The organism is Actinomadura coerulea (genome assembly GCF_014208105.1).
Taxonomy (GTDB): Bacteria; Actinomycetota; Actinomycetes; order Streptosporangiales; family Streptosporangiaceae; genus Spirillospora; species Spirillospora coerulea.
The window spans coordinates 511,628-527,476 of record NZ_JACHMQ010000001.1 but is presented as its reverse complement, the minus strand read 5'-3'; the positions used below and the strand labels follow the sequence as shown (position 1 = coordinate 527,476).

Here is a 15,849-nt window from a genome sequence, read left to right as displayed (position 1 = left end):
CCCCCGTACGGGGGAAGGCGAGCTCACGCGTTGTCCTTCTCTCCGGCGGCGCGGTCTCCGGCGGCGCGGTCGCGCTCGGCGAGCTTGGCCAGGCGCGCGTTGTAGGCGGCGAGCTCGTCGTCCTCGGGGCGCCCCCCGGCGCTCGCGGCCCGGTCGGCCTTGCGGTCCATGCGCCGCGCCTGCCGCTGGTCGTGGGCGTACCACTGGAACGCCAGCACGATCAGGACGATGAACGTCGGCACCTCGCCGAAGCCCCACGCGATGGAGCCGCCGGTGTGCTGGTCGTGCAGGATCGTGGTGCCCCACGGCGGGTCGACGGCGGTGTACCAGCCGCGGGCGAGCGCCTGGCTCATGTTCATCAGGGCGATGCCGAAGAACGCGTGGAACGGCATCGTGACGAACAGCAGCAGCAGCCGGGCCGGATAGGGCAGCTTCCGCGGCGCCGGGTCGACGCCGAGCAGCACCCAGAAGAACAGGGACCCGCTGGCCAGGAAGTGGACCATCATCGCGATATGGCCGAGATGGTTGCGCATCGCGGCCTCGAACAGCGGCGTGAAGTACAGGACGAACGTACTCACCACGAAGACGAGGGTCGCGACCGCGGGATGGGCGATGACCGCGAGGTACCGGCTGTGCAGCACGGCGGTGAGCCACTCGCGCGGGCCGCGGTCGCCGCGCACGCGGGCGGGCCTGAGCGCCCGCAGCGCCAGCGTCACCGGCGCGCCGACGACGAGGAAGATCGGCGTCAGCATGTTCAGCACCATGTGCTGCGCCATGTGCACGCTGAACAGGATCGGCGCGTACCTGGCGACGCCGGTCTGGGTGACGGCCACGATCGTCAGGAGCCCGATCAGCCAGGACGCGGTGCGCCCCCAGGACCAGGAGTCGCCGCGTCGCCGCAGCCGGACGACGGCCGCGAGGTACAGGCCGCCGAGGACGACGACGAGCGCGGCGAAGAACAGGTCGAACTGCCCCAGCGTCAGCAGCCGCACGGGGGTGACCTGCGGGGGCATGTCGTAGCCGAGCAGCGACTTGACCGCGGACTCCGGCTCGGCCGGCGCGGGCGGCGCGGTCCGGGCCAGCGCGACGGCGAGGCCCATGGTGGCGCCCATCACGGCGGCCTCGACGGACGCGAACCGGGCGAACGCCCCCGGCCTGCCGTCCGCCACCGCGGGCAGCGTCCGCGTCCGGTGCCACCAGCCGAACCAGCCGAGCAGGCAGAACGCGATGATCTTGCCGAGCGCGAGCCGTCCGTAGTCGGTCTCGACCATCTCCCGCGGATCCGGCAGCCGGGCGATCACGTTCACCAGGCCGCTGGCGCCGACGACGACGTAGCACCAGAGGGCCATGCGGCTGAACCGCTCCGCCACCAGCGCGAGCCGGTCGCGGCGCAGCAGCGTGTGGGCGCCGACGATCGCGAGCCCGCCGACCCACGGGGCGACCGCGGCGACGTGCAGGGCGACGCCGGTCGTCGCGGTGGAGTGGTTGGCGGCCGAGGCCGAGTGCCCGGTGAGCGGCGCGGGCAGCAGCGCGATCCCGGCCAGGGCGAGCAGCCCGAACGCGGCGGCGGGCGTGGTGGTGGTGCGGGCCAGCAGCGCCACCACGACGGCCAGCAGCACCACGATCATGAGGGCTGTGCCCTGCGGCAGCGAGCCGACGTAGCTGCTCAGCTCGCTGCCGGTGAGGACGTCGCCGACCGGCTGGCCGAGCACGTCCGCGACGGTGAACACCAGCGTTGCCGCCGCGGCGGCGGCCCAGGCGGCGGCGATCCAGGAGGCGGCGTTCAGGTAGCCGAGGGCGTCCCCGGACAGCCGCGGCGCGGCGCGCCCGCCCTCGACGGGCAGGAACGCGGCCGCGGCCAGCAGGGCCCCGACGGTCAGCGCGGACAGCAGGTCCGTCGCCGCCCGGGAGACCGGCAGCCCCCAGCGGGTGAGGGCGCCCGCGTCGCCGAGGCCGGGGATGACCTTCTCGGTGGCCGAGCCGCCGAGGACGAGCCCGGCCACCAGCAGGACGGCGCACGCGGCCAGGGCGGCCGCCCCCGCCCGCCAGACGGCCAGGCTCCCCTTACTCACCGCCGGTTGCCGCCTGGTGCTTGCGCTTGGCGCGGAACACGATGGCCACGCCGATGCCGACGCCGACGAGCAGGCCGCCGATGATCAGCACCCACAGCAGCATGCCCGAGCCGGAGTCCTCCTCGGCCTCGTTCTTCTCCTGGTCGGCCTTGAGCGGCTGCTCGTCGGAGTTGGCGGCCGGGCCGGTCTGCTCCTCGGCGCCGACCCCGCCCGCGGTGGGCGCGGGCGCGGCGCCCTCGGCGCCGCCACCGGTCACTCTGAACGTCAGGTCGTTCCCCTCGATCGGGTGTCCGTCCTCGCCGACGACCCGGTAGGCGACCGTGTAGGAGCCGGCGGGCAGCGGCCCGGACAGCTTCTGCGTGACCTTGGTCCCGGCGCGCTCGGCGGCGCCCGCCTGGAACTCCTTCTTCTTCCCGTCGCTGACGACGACCTTCGCCAGGCTGATCTTGTCGCTGAAGACCAGCGTGACCTCGGTGACCGCGTCCGCCGGCTTGCCCTTCTCGGGCGTGCTGCCGACCAGCTTCGTGTGCGCCATCGCGGGCGGCGCGGTGAAGGCGCCGAAGGCGAGCGCGGCGGCGGCGATCAGACCGAGGCGGCGCAGGGGCCGGCGGGACTTGAGCATGTTCATGGAGGGCCGGGTTCTCTAGTGAGTCGAAGGGCTCCGTCTACCCTACTGAGCCCGCCGCCATGACACGTCCCGGGTCCGCGACGGCGGCGGGCCGGGAGGGGCGGCGCCGGTCAGTTGCACCCGCAGTCGCAGCCGCAGCAGTCGCACGAGTCGCAGCAGTCACAGCAGTTGCAGCAGTCGCAGCAGCTCCCGTCGCAGCCGCCGCCGTCGCAGCCGTCGAGGTGCCGGGTGCACCAGCAGCGGTCGTCGCAGGAGTCGCCGTGGTGGTCGCTCCACTCGGGCTGGAAGATCCCGCAGGTGGCGCAGACGAGCGTCCCGGTGAAGCACGGGATCGGCCAGCCGGGGCGCGGGGGCCGCGGCCCCCGCCTGGCCAGGTCCGCGGGGGCGGCGAAGGCCCGCCCGACCGAGCGCCCCGCCTCGCGGTCCAGCAGGGCCCGGACGAGGCGCGGCCTCTCCAGCTCCAGCTCGGCGAGCGCGAGCCGCAGCCCGTGCAGCGCGTCGTCGGCGTGCCGGCGGGCCTCGTCGAGGGTGGTGCCGGTCGCGAGGAGCGGGTTGTACGCGCCCGCCGCCTCGTCCTCGGCGAGGTCCTCGACGGCGTCGATGAGGTGGGCGAGGCGCCCGAAGAAGCGGCCCGCCTCGGCGAGCGTCTCGGTGTTGCCCTCCTTGCCCGCCAGGACGGCCGTGTGCGCGAACACGGCGGCGACCGCCGTCTCGGTCGGCTCGGTCAGATCCAGGAGCCCGAGGCCGGGGGCCGCCTCCAGGAGCGGCTGCCGGGCGACGGCGTCGCGCAGCACCGCCGGGTCGAACCCGACGGCGGCGCCCGTGCGGCCGCCCGCGGCGTCCCACCGGTCGGCCGTCCGTCCGGCCGCGGCGGCCACGAGCCGGCGCGCGTAGGGCCCGTCGCCGTCGGCCACGTGGTCGCGCGTCTTGCCCGCGGCGAGCAGCAGGGACGCGGCCGCGGCGAGCTGCGCGCCCTGCGCCCGCGCGGTGACGACCTCGGCGGTCCTCATCCCGCGCAGGGCGCACGGCCCGGCCTTGCGGCGCGGCGACAACTCCGGGGCCTGCGCCTCCACCAGCACCGACACCAGCAGCCCGTCGTAGTTGGTGACGAGCCGCGCGGCCTGGCCGTGCTCGGCCCGCAGCGTCAGGCACAGCCCGCACAGGTGGGCCATCCAGTCCTTGAACAGGGATCCGCACAGAACATGACGGCAGGGCCGAACAACACCGAACACGAAGAACTCCCCCATCTCACACCGACCGCAGCATTATTCATGGACGCGGCGGAGCGCGAAACGGTTCGGCCGGAACGGTCCGATCAGACCCCCACGCAGGTCAGGGCGCGGCGGTAGGCGGCCATCCGGGGCCCGTCGGAGGTCCCCGTCCCGGCCAGCACCTCGGCGAGGTCGAACCACGCCTGCGCGGCCTCCCGGGAGGACTCCATCTCCTCCAGGCAGGTCGCGGCCCGGGTCAGCACCTCGACCGCGCGGTCGTGCCGGCCGAGCCGCACCGAGGCCTCGCCGAGCACGGTCAGCGCCCCGGCGGTGGCGCGGCGCGGGGCGTCCCCGAGCAGGTCCAGGGCCTCCTCGGCGAGCGCCACCGCCTCGGCGGGGCGGCCGAGCGCGGTCTCGGCGCGGGCGAGCTCGGTCAGGCACCAGGCCACGTCGATCTCGCCGGAGGAGCTGGCGCTGATCTCGCCGCGCACCCGGGCGAGCAGCTCGCGGGCGCGGGCGGCCTGGTCGGGCTTGGCCCGCAGCAGCAGGCCCGCGTAGATGACGCGGAGCCGGTTGAGGTTGCGGGGGTCCTCGCCGTCGCCGGCCAGCATCAGGGCCCGCTCGGCGAGCGAGACGCCGTCGTCGTACTCGCCGCGGATCTCCGCGACGTAGGCGGCCTCCCAGTAGGCGACCATGCGCGCGCGGGGGCTGCCGATCCGCTCGGCGCGCTCGACGAGCTGGGCGGCGAGCTGGCGGGCCCGGACGAGGTCGCCGCGCTCGATGAACGCCGACAGCAGCGCCGCGCCGAGGTCCACGGCGGCGTCGGTGGAGTCGGCGCCGGTGGCGACGAGGTGCCGCAGCGCGGTCTCGGCGGCCTCCACGCCCGCGCTGATGTCGCCGCGCTCGCGCAGGCAGCGGCTCAGCGCGACGTGCACCTTGGCCCAGTGGTCGAGGTCGGCCTCGGCGGACGCCTGCTCGGTCAGCGTCGTCAGCTCGGAGATCGCCTCCTCCAGCTCGCCCGCGGCCTCCAGCGCGAGCGCGTGGCCCCAGCGGGCCTGGTGCAGCATGTCGGGCAGCGCGACCGCGTCGGCGCTCGCGAGCACCTCGGCGAACCGGGCCCGCGCCTCGGCCGCCGCGCCGTTGCTGAGCGCGATCTCGGCGTAGTCGAGGGTGACGCGCAGCTCGTCCACGACGTCCTCGCTGACGCCGCTGACGAGGTAGGTGGCCGAGCAGTTCAGCTTCGCCGCCAGCAGGTCGACGACGCTCGGCGCCGGCACCCGCTTGTCGCTCTCGATCAGCGAGATGTAACTGTCGGACAGCTCGGGGAAGGCGAGCTGCGCCTGGCTCACGCCCTGCCGGATCCGCAGGGCGCGAATGCGCTGCCCCAGTGTCTCCCGATCCATCGTTTGACCACCGCCTACAAGGTGCTCGCCGCGCGCAGGGCGAGGAAGAAGTCGACTCGGTCTTCAAGTCTGCCGAGATCCCGACCGGTGAGGTCCTCGATTCGCCGGATTCGGTACCGAAGCGTGTTCACATGGACGTGCAGCCGCGTCGCGGTGCGGCTCCAGGAGCCCGAGCAGGACAGGAAGACCTCCAGCGTGTGCACGAGATCGGCCTGCCTGGTGCTGTCGTACTCCTCCAGGGGGCCGAGCATCCGCGCGCGGAAGGACGACCGCGTCCGCTCCGGGACGGACGCCAGCAGCCACGCGTAGGAGTCCAGGGCGGTCGCCCCGGCGGAGTCTCGCATTCGCACCAGGGCAGGCTATAGGCGGCGCATCACCCCCGTCACGCTGCGAAGGCCGCGAATCACGTCCCGCCGACATCTCTTCGCGCGGCCCTCTGGCCTCACCCGGGTCCCGGACGGCTACCCTGTGCACGCCGTTTCCGAACACCATGCTGCTGAAAGCGGAGCGCCCGTCATGTCCAAGACCCAGGCCGAACCGGCCGACGATTCACCACTGGCGAGCGGGCGCGGGCCGCTGGAGCGGCTGTTCGAACTGACCGCGCGCGGCACCACCGTCCCGCGCGAGCTGCGCGGCGGCGTGACCACGTTCTTCGCGATGGCCTACATCATCCTGCTGAACCCGCTCATCCTCGGCGGGGCGAAGGACGTCAACCAGGCGACCCTGTCGATCCCGCAGCTGACCACGATGACGGCGCTGTCCGCCGCGGTCACCACGGTGATCATGGGCCTGGTGGGGAACGCGCCGCTGGCGCTCGCCGCGGGCCTCGGCATCAACGCGGTCGTGGCCTTCCAGGCGGCGCCGGTGATGACCTGGCCGGAGGCGATGGGCCTCGTGGTGATCGAGGGCGTGGTCATCGTGCTGCTGGCGGTCACCGGCGTGCGCGAGCGGATCATGAACTCGATCCCGCTGGCGCTCAAGCACGCGATCGCGGTCGGGATCGGCGCGTTCATCGCGCTGGTCGGCCTCTACGACGCCGGGTTCGTCACCTCCAGCGCCACGAGCCCGCCGCTGTCGCTCGGGACGGGCGGCCGGCTGGAGACGTGGCCGGCGCTGGTGTTCGCGGCCACCCTGGTTCTGATGATCGTCCTGTACGTGCGGCGGGTGCCCGGCGCGATCCTGATCAGCATCGTCGCCGGGACGGTCGGGGCCGTGCTCATCCAGGAGAACGCGTCCGTCAAGAAGGGCGGCTGGGGCGTGGTCACCCCGGACATGCCCGACAAGCTTTTCGCCGCCCCCGACTTCGGGCTGTTCGGGCAGATCTCCCTGTTCGGCGGGTTCGCCCGGGCCGGAGTGATCACCGCGCTGGTCGTGCTGTTCACGCTGGTGCTGTCGGGGTTCTTCGACGCGATGGGGACGATCCTCGGCATCAGCGACGAGGCGGGCCTGGTGAGCGAGAAGGGCGAGGTGCCCCGCCTCGGCCGGATCCTGTCGGTGGACGGGCTGTCCGCCGCGTTCGGCGGGCTCACCAGCTCGTCGGCGAACACGGTGTTCGTCGAGTCGGCGGCGGGCGTCGGCGAGGGCGCCCGCACCGGCCTGGCCAACATCGCCACGGGCGCGCTGTTCGCGGTGACGCTGTTCCTCACCCCGCTGGCGGCGACCGTCCCGGCGCAGGCCGCGGCGCCCGCCCTGGTCGTGGTCGGCGCGCTGATGATGACGCAGGTCGCCAAGGTCGACTGGAACGACCTGGAGATCACGATTCCGGCGTTCCTCACCATCGTGCTGATGCCCTTCACCTTCTCGATCACCACCGGGCTGGGCATGGGCATCGTCGGCTACGTGGTCATCAAGGCCACGCGCGGGAAGATCCGCGAGATCTCCCCCGCCCTGTGGATCGTGGCCGCCCTGTTCGTGGTCTTCTTCGCCATCCACCCCATCGAGGAGTGGCTCGGCGTCGGATGACCCCCGCCCGGGGCGCCCGCGCGGGCGCCCCGGGGAAACACGGACGCACGGTGACCGCTCCGCGACGCAACTCGCCCGTTTGTAGGTCCCGGAGGCCCTTGCGGGTGTCAAATAGTGTCGGCATGGCGTAAGCAGAAGGAAGGGCCTTACCCCCCGGCGTGAAAGGCGTGGCTGTGGTGTCCGCGGACTCTCCCTCCCACCCGTCCCCGCCAAGTCACGTCCTGCTGGCGCCTGACAGGTTCCCGGGAGCGCTGACCGCCGCGCGGGCGGCGCGGCATCTCGCCGCCGGGCTGCGCCGTGCGCGTCCCGACGTCGCGCTGGTGGAGCTTCCCGTCGCCGACGGCGGCGACGGGACCGTCGAGGCCGCGGTGACCGCCGGGTGGCGGCGCGTCGAGGTCGAGGTGTGCGGGCCCACCGGCCGCCCGGTGACGGCGCGGCTGGCGCTGAACGGCACCAGCGCGGTGGTCGAGCTGGCGGAGGCGTCCGGGCTGCGGCGGCTACCCGGCGGCCGCCCGCGCCCGCTCACCGCCTCCAGCGTCGGCACGGGCCAGCTGCTCGCCCACGCCGTCCGGCTCGGCGCACGGCGGATCGTCCTCGGCCTCGGCGGCGGCGCGTGCACCGACGGCGGCGCGGGCCTCGTCCAGGGGCTCGGCGGGCGGCTGCTGGACGCGCTCGGCAAGGACCTGCCGCCCGGCGGGGCGGCGCTGCGCTCGCTGCACGCCCTCGACCTGCGCGGCCTGCCCGACATGTCGGGCATAGAGGTGGTGGTGGCGGCCGACTCCGCGGGCCCGCTCCTCGGCCGCACCGGCGCCGCCGCGGTGGACGGGCCGCGCCGCGGCGCGAACCGCGACGAGGTGCGGCTGCTGGACGCGGGCCTGCGCCGGTGGGCCGACCTGGCCGAGGCGGCGGCCCGCAGGGCGGCCCGCGACCTGCCCGGCGCCGGGACGGCGGGCGGCGTCGGGTTCGCCGCGCTCACCTTCCTCGGCGCGACGATCGAGCCCGGCCCGGCCCTGATGCTCGACCTGCTGGGCTTCGCGGAGAAGGCGCGCGGCGCCCGCCTGGTCGTCACCGGGGAAGGTGTCCTCGACACCCGCTCGCTGCGGGGCAGCGCGCCGGTGCACGTCGCCCGCGCCGCCGCCCGCGCCGGCGCGCCGGTCGTCGCGGTGGCGGGCCGCCGGGGCCTCACCGGCGAGCAGCTGCGCAAGGCGCGGATCCAGGCGGCGTACGCGCTGGCCGACATCGAGCCGGACGACGAGCGCCGCGTCCGCCGCGCGGGCCCGCTGCTGGAGCAGCTGACCGTCGCGATCGCCGACGAGTGGCTGCCCCGGGGCGCCCCGTAGCCCGGACCGCTCCAACGGACGCGCTCCCCGCGCCGCCTTGGGGCGCTCTTTACACAGTGTCGTCGAAAGGCTCGATGCCTTGACACAGTGCGCATAGCCGGGCATCGCCGCCGCCCCGCACGCTGGAGGCGTACATCCTGGTCAGCGTTGACAGAGGAGCTCCCGGTGAAGATCGGTGTCCCACGAGAGGTCAAGAACCACGAGTACCGGGTGGCGATCACCCCGGCGGGGGCCCACGAGCTCACCCGGCACGGCCACGAGGTGTTCGTGGAGCGGGGCGCCGGGACCGGCTCGGCGATCCCCGACGACGACTTCGCCGCCGCGGGCGCCAAGATCCTCGACGGCCCGGACGAGGTCTGGGCCGAGGGCGAGCTGATCCTCAAGGTGAAGGAGCCGATCGCGCCGGAGTACCACCGGATGCGCGAGGGCCAGGTCCTGTTCACCTACCTGCACCTGGCCGCGTCCCGCGAGTGCACCGACGCGCTCCTGGCGGCCGGCGTCACCGCGATCGCCTACGAGACGGTCCAGCTCCCGGACCGCTCCCTGCCGCTGCTCGCCCCCATGTCCGAGGTCGCCGGACGGCTCGCCCCGCAGGTCGGCGCCTACAACCTGATGTCGTTCAACGGGGGGCGCGGCGTCCTGCCGGGCGGCGTGCCCGGGGTCGCGCCCGCCAAGGTCGTCGTCATCGGCGGAGGCGTGTCCGGCCTCAACGCCGCGCAGATCGCCGTCGGCATGGGCGCGGACGTCACCGTCCTCGACGTCGACGTCGACCGGCTGCGCGAGATCGACGCCGTCTACCAGGGCCGCCTGCGGACGCTGGTGTCCAGCGCCTACACGATCGAGCAGCAGGCCCGCGCCGCCGACCTCGTCATCGGCGCCGTGCTCATCCCGGGCGCGCGGGCGCCCAAGCTGATCTCCAACGAGCTGGTGTCCCGGATGAAGACCGGCTCGGTGCTGGTGGACATCGCCATCGACCAGGGCGGCTGCTTCGAGGACTCCCGCCCCACCACGCACGCCGACCCCACCTACCGGGTACACGGCTCGACGTTCTACTGCGTCGCGAACATGCCCGGTTCCGTCCCCAACACCTCCACCTACGCCCTGACCGGCGTGACGCTCCCCTACGCCGTCCAGATCGCCGACAAGGGCTGGCGTCAGGCGCTGCACGCCGACGCGTCCCTCGCCCGCGGCCTCAACGCCCACGCCGGCGCGCTCGTCTACGACCACGTCGCCGAGGCCCACGGCCTGCCGTACACCCCCCTCACCTCGATCCTCGACTGACGGCCTCACCCGTCCTCTCACCGTTCCGGGGGGTTCTTGGGAGGCGGCCCGCCGGGTAGACAGGCGGGCATGGGTGAACTGATCTTGGTGCGGCACGGGGAGACCGAGTGGAGCCGGGCGCGGCGGCACACCGGGCGGACGGACCTGCCGCTGACGCCGCGGGGCGAGGAGCAGGCCCGCGCGCTGCGCGGCGCGCTGGCCGGGCGGACCTTCGCGCGGACGCTGGTCAGCCCCGCCGAGCGGGCGCGGCGGACCGCCGAGCTCGCCGGGATGCGGGCGGACGAGATCGTCCCCGACCTGTGGGAGTGGGACTACGGCGGCTACGAGGGCATCAGCACCCGGGCGATCCGCGAGGAGCGGCCGGGCTGGTTCCTGTGGGACGACGGGGTGGTCCCGGGCGACGCCGGCCATCCGGGCGAGACCGTCGAGCAGGTCGGCGCGCGGGCGGACGCGGTGCTCGCGCGGGCGCGGGCGCTGCTGGACGATGGCGACGTCGCGCTGGTCGCGCACGGCCACGTCCTGCGGGTCCTGACGGCGCGATGGCTCGGCCTGGAACCGGCGCTGGGGCGGCTGTTCGCGCTCGACACCGGGACCGTGTCGGCGCTCGGCTCCGAGCACGACCGGCCCGTCGTCAGCGCCTGGAACGTGCCCGCACCCTGAGGCCTCCCACCGCATAAGGTACCTGTTGGGGGATGTCCCCCAGGGGTACCCGGGCGAGCGCCCCCGACGGATTGCGAGGACGGAGATGGCGACCAGCGACACCCCCACCCGCGGGTACACCGCCACGAAGGACCAGCTGCAGACGCGGCTCGCCCGGATCGAGGGCCAGGTGCGCGGCATCGACCGGATGGTCGAGGAGGACCGCTACTGCATCGACATCCTCACGCAGATCAGCGCCGTCCAGGCGGCGCTGGACAAGGTGGCGCTCGGCCTGCTGGACGGGCACGTCCGGCACTGCGTGGCCGAGGGCGCCGAGGAGGGCAAGGGCGAGGCGATGTCGACCGAGCTGATGGCGGCCGTCGGGCGGCTCATGCGCCGCGGCTGAGGCACCGGCCCGGGCGGGGCGCTCCACGCCCCGGCCGGCGGGGAGACGGGCGACCGGGAACCGACGCGAGGGGGCCGACCATGAGCGAGAACCCGGCCACGAGGGCGGCGCCGACCGGCGGCGCCGACCGGCTCGACCGGCTCGACCGGCCGACGATCGTCCTCGGCCTGGTCATCGTGTCGGGGACCGTCATGGCGATCCTCGACACCACGATCGTCAACGTCGCGCTGGAGACGCTCGGCCGCGACTTCCACACCGGCCTGTCGACGATCCAGTGGGTCATCACCGGCTACATGCTGGCGATGGGCACCGTCATCCCGCTCACCGGCTGGGCCGTCGACCGGTTCGGCGGGCGCCGCGTGTGGATGACCTCGATCGTGCTCTTCGTCCTCGGGTCGGTCCTGTCGGGCGCTGCCTGGAACATCGGGTCGCTGATCGTCTTCCGGGTCGTGCAGGGGCTCGGCGGCGGCATGCTGATGCCGACCGGCATGGCCATCCTGACGATGGCGGCCGGGCCGCGCCGGATGGGCCGCATGATGAGCATCGTCGGCGTCCCGATGCTGCTCGGGCCGGTGCTCGGCCCCGTCCTCGGCGGGTGGCTGGTCCAGGACGTCGACTGGCGCTGGATCTTCTTCGTCAACCTGCCCGTCGGCGCGCTCGCCTTCGCGCTCGCGTGGTGGAAGGTGCCGCACGACCACGGGGAGCACGCGGCGCCCGGGGTCGACCTGCGCGGGCTGCTCCTGCTGCCGCCCGGGTTCGTCCTGCTCATCTACGGCCTGTCCACGGCGAGCAGCGGCGGCGGCTTCGGGCGCCCGTCCACGATCGCGTGGCTGGCCGGCGGCGCGGTCCTGGTGGCGCTGTTCGCGCTGCACAGCCTGCGGCGCCGCGAGCGCGCGCTGATCGACGTGCGGCTGTTCGCCGACCGGACGTTCGCGACCGCGGCCGTCGCGGTGTTCTTCGTCGGCATCGCGCTGATGGGCTCGATGCTGCTGATCCCGCTGTACTTCCAGATCGCCCGGGGCGAGGGTGCGTTCGCGGCGGGTCTGCTCCTCGCCCCGCAGGGCCTCGGCGCCGCGACCGCGATGCCGCTCGCCGGGGTGGTCACCGACAAGCTCGGCGCCGGGCGGATCGTCCCCGTCGGCATCGTCGTCCTGGTGCTCGGCACCGTCCCGTTCGCGACGGTGGGCGCCGACACCCCCTACTGGCTGCTCGGCGGCGCCCTCTACGTGCGGGGCCTCGGTCTCGGCTGCACGATGATGCCCACGATGTCGGCGGCGCTGACGACGCTGAGCCGGGCGGTCGTGCCGCGGGCCAGCAGCACGCTGAACATCATCATCCAGCTCGGCGGGTCGGTCGGCACGGCGCTGCTCGCCGTCGTCCTGTCCCGCCAGATCAGCGACCGCGTCCCGCGGCCGGGCGGGGGCGGCGGCGCCGCGGGCGGGCCGGGGCAGATCCCCGAGCGGATCCGCGAGCAGGTCGCGCCCCAGCTGGCCGACGCGTTCGCGCACACGTTCCGGGTCGCGCTCATCCTCACCGCCGTGCTGATCGTGCCCGCGCTGCTGCTCCCGCGGCGCGGCGCCCGCGACCACGGCACCGCGCCGGACGCTCCCCCGCCGGTGTGAGCCTCAGGAGGCGATCGACCAGGTGGCCAGGCCCGTCTCCCGCTCGCGCGTGAGGCGCCTGGCCCGCCGGGCGTCCGGCGAGTACCGGAAGCGCTCCGGGACGACCTGCGTGGTGCGGTAGAGGCCCTTCAGCGTCATCGTCGCGGCCAGGTCCGAGGTCGGCAGCCCCGGCAGCCCGTACATGCGGCGGGCCCAGCGCGGCAGTGTCGACACGACCAGCACGCCGAGGCCGGGCGCGGCGAGCTTGAGCGGCAGCAGCTGCCGCGGCACGGCGGGGCTGAACATACGGCGCAGCCCCTCGCGCGCCTCCCGGCACGCGAAGATCTGCCGCCGCATGCCGGCGTAGTAGTCCCGCATGTCCGCGACGGTGGCCGGCACGTCCGCCGGGTCGAGGCCGACGACCGCGGCGGCGCGGCGCTGCTCGTCCACGAACGCGTCGGCGTCGCGGGCGGTCAGCGGCACCCCGGCGCGGCGGGCCACGTCCAGGTAGGAGTCGACCTCGCCCATGTGGACCCACAGCAGGTTCTCGGGGTCGTCGACCGGGAACGTCTCGCCGGTGCGCATGTCGAGACCGGTCAGCCTGGAGTGGAGCCGGCGGACGCGGCGACCCACCCGCTCGACCTCCTCGTGCGTGCCGTAGGTGCGGACGCGGACGAACTCGACCGTCCGGACGAGCCGCGCCCACGCCGCGGAGGGGTCCATGAGCTCGGAGTTCTGCGCGGTGCCCCACATCGTGCGCGGGTGCAGCGCCTGGAGCAGCAGCGCACGGACGCCGCCGACGATCAGCACGGGCTCCCCCATGACATGCCAGGTCACCGAGCCCGGCCCGAACAGCCCGAGGTCCGCCCTCTCCTCGCTCGCCGCGTGCATGCCGACCGCCTTCCGCCGCCGCGGCCGGGCGCGCCCCCGCGCCGCGTAATCGGAGACTTACCCTGCCATGACGGCCGTCACACGATCAATCCCCGTCGTCCTCCGCGATCGCCTCGTCCTGCTCCTCCGGCTCGGTCTGCTCGGTGATCCAGGCGAGGTAGTCCATGCTGCCCGCCACCACCGGCGTCGCGATGATCTCCGGGGTGTCGTAGGAGTGCCCCTCGGTGATCAGGGAGGCCAGCTCGTCGAACCGGTCGGCGGAGGTCTTGAACAGCACCATCCACTCCTCCGCCGACTCGATCTCGCCCTCCCACCAGTAGGTACTGGCGATCGGGCCCACCAGCTGCGCGCAGGCCGCGAGCCGCTCGGCGACCGCCGAGCGGGCCAGCTCGGCCGCCTCGGCGCGGGAGTCGGTCGTGGTCGTCACCTGCACGTATGAGTGCGCCATGGCACGACTCCTTCCCGTTGGCCGTCCGGGCACGCCCCCGGGTAGGCAAGTGTCATCGGGCCGGACGGACGACGAGCGCGCTGCCGCCGCCCCGCCGGGTCGGCTCGGCGACCGCCTGCACGAGCCCCGGCCGCAGGAACTCCAGCCCGGTCGCGGCGCCGATCACGCCCCGCGGCGGGCCGGGGAACAGCTCCAGCCGGTGCCCGCGGGCGGCGAGGTCGCGGCCGTACCGGTCGATGAACGCCTGCTCGGCGAAGACCTGCGGGGTGTTGCGCTGCGTGGCGCGCGGCGCGGCGAGCGCGGCGGGCAGGTCCATGCCGAGGTCGATGCGGTTCACCAGGATCTGCAGCACGGTGGTGATGATCGTCGAGCCGCCCGGGGTGCCGACGGCGAGGCGCGGGCGCCCGTCCTTGAGCACCAGCGTCGGGGCCATGCTGCTGCGCGGCCGCTTGTGCGGGCCGGGCAGGTTGGGGTCGGGCGCCTGGCCGGGCGCCGGCGGCTGGAAGGAGAAGTCGGTCAGCTCGTTGTTCAGCAGGAACCCGCGCCCCGGCACGGTGATGCCGCTGCCGCCGAACTGCTCGATCGACAGCGTGTAGGACACGACGTCCCCCCACCTGTCGGCGACGACGAGGTGGGTGGTCTGCGGGCCCTCGAACGCCAGCGCCCTGGTCTGGGTGCCCGGCGGGACGCACGGCTCGTAGCGGCCGTCGGGCGAGCCGGGGGCGACCGGCGCGGCGGCCGCCTGGTCGGGCCTGATCTGGCAGGCGCGCTCGCGGGCGAACCCGGAGGACAGCAGCTCCTCCAGCGGCACCTCCACCTTGTCGGGGTCGCCGACGTAGCGGCCGCGGTCGGCGTAGGCGAGCTTGGACGCCTCCAGGTAGTAGTGCAGGGCCGTGACCGGGTCGCGCGGGTCGAGCCGGAAGTTGCCGAGGATGTTGAGCGCCTCCCCGACCGTGGAGCCCCCGGACGACGACGGCGGCATGCCGTACACGTCCGTCCCCCGGTAGGGGACGTGGGTGGGCCTGCGCGGCACCGCCCGGTAGGCGGCGAGATCGCCGCGCTCCATCAGGCCGGGGCGGACGTCGCGTGTCGCCTCCGGGTCCACCGGCGGCCGGGCGACCGTCCTGACGATCTCCTTGCCGAGCCCGCCCTCGTAGAACCAGTCCGTGCCGCGCCTCGCCAGCTCCCGGTAGGTGCCCGCGAGGTCGGGGTTGCGGAACACCGAGCCGACCTCGGGCACCTTCCCGCCGGGCAGGAACAGCTCGCGGGTCGGGACGATGTCGCGGAAGCGCGCCTCGTTCACCGCGGTCTGGTCGTGGAACTCCTGGTCGACGACGAAGCCGCGGTCCGCCACCTTGATCGCCGGGCGCAGCAGGGTGCCGAGGTCGCGGCTGCCGAAGCGGCGCAGCGCGAGGTCCCACTGGGCGAGGGTGCCGGGCACGCCGACGCTCAGGCCGCTGGTGACGGCCTGGTCGAACGGCAGCGGCCTGCCCGTCGCCGGGTCGACGAAGGAGTCCTGGCGCATCCGGCGCGGCGCGAACTCCCGGCCGTCGAGCGCGTACACCCGCCGCGTTCTGGCGTTGTAGTACGTGATGAAGCCGCCGCCGCCGATGGCCGACACGTACGGCTCGGTGACCCCGAGCGTCGCGGCGGACGCGACCGCCGCGTCCATCGCGTTGCCGCCCCGCTTGAGGACCTCCAGCGCCGTCCGGCTCGCTTCCGGGTCGACGGTGGAGACCGCGCCGCCGAACCCGGTCGCGACGGCCTGCTTGGCCGGCGGGGCCGGCGCGGGCCTCGGGACGGGCGCGGCACCCGCGGAGGCGGGGACGGTGAGGGACGCGGCGACCGTCAGGGCGGCCAGGGCGGCCGTGCGGCGGCGGATCCGCGTTCGTCCCGGCGGCGCCGGGGGTCGGGACGGGAACGCTTGCGATGGCGACAGGGAGCGCAACACCGGACCTCCAGACGAA

Annotated in this window: 13 protein-coding genes and 1 pseudogene; 6 read left to right on the top strand and 8 right to left on the bottom strand. The window is 74.4% G+C overall.

The features are described 5' to 3' along the window. Window positions 1–23 precede the first annotated feature (23 nt). The 5 genes and pseudogenes from BKA00_RS02470 to BKA00_RS02450 all read right to left on the bottom strand — a co-directional run. Complete coding sequence (locus tag BKA00_RS02470) at window positions 24–2,072, bottom strand: bifunctional copper resistance protein CopD/cytochrome c oxidase assembly protein (RefSeq protein ID WP_185023377.1); 2,049 nt, start codon at window positions 2,070–2,072, stop codon at window positions 24–26. Further along, on the bottom strand, window positions 2,065–2,700 hold the full coding sequence (locus tag BKA00_RS02465; protein ID WP_185023376.1) for a copper resistance CopC family protein: 636 nt from the start codon (window positions 2,698–2,700) through the stop codon (window positions 2,065–2,067). Before BKA00_RS02465 ends, BKA00_RS02470 begins: the two co-directional genes overlap by 8 nt. Before the next feature lie 110 nt (window positions 2,701–2,810). Next, complete coding sequence (locus tag BKA00_RS02460) at window positions 2,811–3,947, bottom strand: DUF5685 family protein (RefSeq protein ID WP_221492986.1); 1,137 nt, start codon at window positions 3,945–3,947, stop codon at window positions 2,811–2,813. A gap of 68 nt (window positions 3,948–4,015) precedes the next feature. Next, complete coding sequence (locus tag BKA00_RS02455) at window positions 4,016–5,314, bottom strand: helix-turn-helix domain-containing protein (protein ID WP_185023374.1); 1,299 nt, start codon at window positions 5,312–5,314, stop codon at window positions 4,016–4,018. A gap of 14 nt (window positions 5,315–5,328) precedes the next feature. After that, window positions 5,329–5,661: pseudogene (locus BKA00_RS02450) on the bottom strand (PucR family transcriptional regulator); the annotation flags it as partial. 169 nt (window positions 5,662–5,830) lie between these two features. Between BKA00_RS02450 and BKA00_RS02445 the strand changes: the two are divergent. From BKA00_RS02445 to BKA00_RS02420, 6 genes are all read left to right on the top strand, one after another. Beyond that, window positions 5,831–7,276 carry an NCS2 family permease gene (locus BKA00_RS02445; protein WP_185023373.1) on the top strand — a complete coding sequence of 482 codons (1,446 nt, stop codon included), beginning with the start codon at window positions 5,831–5,833 and terminating at the stop codon, window positions 7,274–7,276. Between the two features lie 176 nt (window positions 7,277–7,452). Beyond that, complete coding sequence (locus tag BKA00_RS02440; RefSeq protein WP_230298505.1) at window positions 7,453–8,616, top strand: glycerate kinase; 1,164 nt, start codon at window positions 7,453–7,455, stop codon at window positions 8,614–8,616. 165 nt (window positions 8,617–8,781) lie between these two features. Further along, window positions 8,782–9,897: an alanine dehydrogenase gene (ald, locus tag BKA00_RS02435; RefSeq protein ID WP_185023372.1), complete on the top strand. Its 1,116-nt coding sequence runs from the start codon at window positions 8,782–8,784 to the stop codon at window positions 9,895–9,897. Window positions 9,898–9,966: 69 nt separating this feature from the next. Further along, the gene (locus BKA00_RS02430) at window positions 9,967–10,557 is read left to right on the top strand and encodes a histidine phosphatase family protein (RefSeq protein ID WP_185023371.1); all 591 of its coding nucleotides are present in this window, start codon (window positions 9,967–9,969) and stop codon (window positions 10,555–10,557) included. Between the two features lie 85 nt (window positions 10,558–10,642). Beyond that, complete coding sequence (locus BKA00_RS02425; protein WP_185023370.1) at window positions 10,643–10,942, top strand: metal-sensitive transcriptional regulator; 300 nt, start codon at window positions 10,643–10,645, stop codon at window positions 10,940–10,942. A gap of 80 nt (window positions 10,943–11,022) precedes the next feature. Continuing rightward, window positions 11,023–12,564, top strand: coding sequence for an MDR family MFS transporter (locus tag BKA00_RS02420; protein WP_185023369.1), 1,542 nt, complete (start codon window positions 11,023–11,025; stop codon window positions 12,562–12,564). A gap of 3 nt (window positions 12,565–12,567) precedes the next feature. Here the strand turns inward: BKA00_RS02420 and BKA00_RS02415 are convergent, their stop codons facing one another. The 3 genes from BKA00_RS02415 to ggt form a co-directional block, all read right to left on the bottom strand. Further along, on the bottom strand, window positions 12,568–13,434 hold the full coding sequence (locus tag BKA00_RS02415) for an oxygenase MpaB family protein (RefSeq protein ID WP_185023368.1): 867 nt from the start codon (window positions 13,432–13,434) through the stop codon (window positions 12,568–12,570). An 85-nt stretch (window positions 13,435–13,519) separates the two neighbouring features. After that, on the bottom strand, window positions 13,520–13,882 hold the full coding sequence (gene cutA / locus BKA00_RS02410; protein ID WP_185023367.1) for a divalent-cation tolerance protein CutA: 363 nt from the start codon (window positions 13,880–13,882) through the stop codon (window positions 13,520–13,522). 52 nt (window positions 13,883–13,934) lie between these two features. Continuing rightward, a complete protein-coding gene (ggt, locus tag BKA00_RS02405) occupies window positions 13,935–15,833 on the bottom strand; it encodes a gamma-glutamyltransferase (protein ID WP_230298506.1) in 1,899 nt (632 codons plus the stop codon). Window positions 15,834–15,849: the final 16 nt, after the last annotated feature.

Excerpts from the sequence above, each read along its gene's own strand:
- BKA00_RS02465 (WP_185023376.1), bottom strand. The coding sequence starts at position 2,700 with ATGAACATGCTCAAGTCCCGCCGGCCCCTGCGCCGCCTCGGTCTGATC.
- BKA00_RS02460 (WP_221492986.1), bottom strand. The coding sequence starts at position 3,947 with ATGGGGGAGTTCTTCGTGTTCGGTGTTGTTCGGCCCTGCCGTCATGTT.
- BKA00_RS02455 (WP_185023374.1), bottom strand. The coding sequence starts at position 5,314 with ATGGATCGGGAGACACTGGGGCAGCGCATTCGCGCCCTGCGGATCCGG.
- BKA00_RS02445 (WP_185023373.1), top strand. The coding sequence starts at position 5,831 with ATGTCCAAGACCCAGGCCGAACCGGCCGACGATTCACCACTGGCGAGC.
- BKA00_RS02430 (WP_185023371.1), top strand. The coding sequence starts at position 9,967 with ATGGGTGAACTGATCTTGGTGCGGCACGGGGAGACCGAGTGGAGCCGG.
- BKA00_RS02425 (WP_185023370.1), top strand. The coding sequence starts at position 10,643 with ATGGCGACCAGCGACACCCCCACCCGCGGGTACACCGCCACGAAGGAC.
- BKA00_RS02420 (WP_185023369.1), top strand. The coding sequence starts at position 11,023 with ATGAGCGAGAACCCGGCCACGAGGGCGGCGCCGACCGGCGGCGCCGAC.
- BKA00_RS02415 (WP_185023368.1), bottom strand. The coding sequence starts at position 13,434 with ATGCACGCGGCGAGCGAGGAGAGGGCGGACCTCGGGCTGTTCGGGCCG.
- cutA (WP_185023367.1), bottom strand. The coding sequence starts at position 13,882 with ATGGCGCACTCATACGTGCAGGTGACGACCACGACCGACTCCCGCGCC.